Origin of the sequence: Butyrivibrio sp. NC3005 (assembly GCF_000424545.1) — a bacterium.
Classification (GTDB): domain Bacteria; phylum Bacillota; class Clostridia; order Lachnospirales; family Lachnospiraceae; genus Butyrivibrio.
The window spans coordinates 1-1,198 of record NZ_AUKC01000094.1; the positions used below are offsets into that span (position 1 = coordinate 1).

At 36.7% G+C, this 1,198-nt stretch carries 2 protein-coding genes; both read right to left on the minus strand.

Annotation, left to right across the window (positions count from 1 at the left end; all coding sequences use genetic code 11):
- Positions 1-232: 232 nt before the first annotated feature.
- Positions 233-724 carry a peptide-methionine (S)-S-oxide reductase MsrA gene (gene msrA / locus G634_RS0114845; RefSeq protein ID WP_026505920.1) on the minus strand — a complete coding sequence of 164 codons (492 nt, stop codon included), beginning with the start codon at positions 722-724 and terminating at the stop codon, positions 233-235.
- A gap of 2 nt (positions 725-726) precedes the next feature.
- Positions 727-966: an isochorismatase family protein gene (locus G634_RS19525; RefSeq protein WP_081676667.1), complete on the minus strand. Its 240-nt coding sequence runs from the start codon at positions 964-966 to the stop codon at positions 727-729.
- Between the last annotated feature and the right edge of the window lie 232 nt (positions 967-1,198).

Below are 1,198 nucleotides of genomic sequence, written 5' to 3' on the forward strand. Positions count from 1 at the left end.
CTATTTCTACAAAATCAATTCATTCGAGGATGATTATATTTTGTTTCCGCTCGCAGCGACGTTTAATAGAATACCTCTATAAGCGTCCAAAGTCAACATATATTTATAAACTTTTTTTCGAATAGATCTACCTTGGATAATCCTTACTTATTCTGCTTTTACGTTATCAATTAACGAATATATTTATATCCGTCTTATTCTCATATATTTTTCTGTCATACTTTGTATCATACTATACTTGTTTTTTTCTTCCTGATTCAACAAGCTCCTTCTCAAAGGCCTCTGGATTTTTCAAATAATAATCCTGATGATATTCTTCCGCCTCATAAAAATTCTTATATGGCAAAAGCGCCACCTGTGCCTCTTTACCTGAGCTCTTTTCAATTACAGATATCTTCTTTTGAGCAATCTCTTTTTCTTCTTCTGTTTTATAGAAGATCGCAAGAGTATATGAAAATCCCTTGTCGATGAACTGGCCCTCTGCATCAAAAGGATCAACGTTAGCAAAGTAAATATCTAAAAGTCTTTCATATGAGACTTTCTCAGGATTGTAGACGAGTTTGATCGTCTCTCTATGACCTGTTTCCTGATGTTTTACCTGCTCATAGGTAGGATTAACTTCGTCTCCTCCTGCATAACCGCAGATAACCTCATCCACTCCGTACATCTTATAAATTGGTGTTACGCACCAAAAACATCCGCCTGCAAAATATGCTTCATTCATATTTATCTCTCCATCATTCCAAGTGCTTCGTCCAAAGAAATGCAATCTGTAAATCTCTTTGGCCACATTATTTCGTTGTAATACTTGTAGGTTGTCTCACCGTCCATATAATCGTTATCAAAAGTTGAGTTCGTACCGTCAGGGATAATGACTTTATATCCTCTTTCAAAGGCAGATTTCACCGATGCATCAATGCAGAAATTCGTCTGAAGTCCTTTCCAGCCATTTAATAATTGTTTCATCTGTCCATATATGAACTTCTATATATCTCTCCGGTCCATGCGCCCCATCATCGTTCCAGTCCTGCGGCAAGCCATACTTATCGATGATCCCCAGTATCTCTTTGTTCGTATGTGTATAGGTTATTGTTTTCATCAGAAAAATCAATAACCGTACCAGACCAAAATTTGTCGTTAAGACAAATTTTGTCCTGCGAAGCAGGATTCTTGCTGATGATTATCCTAAATCTCAGCA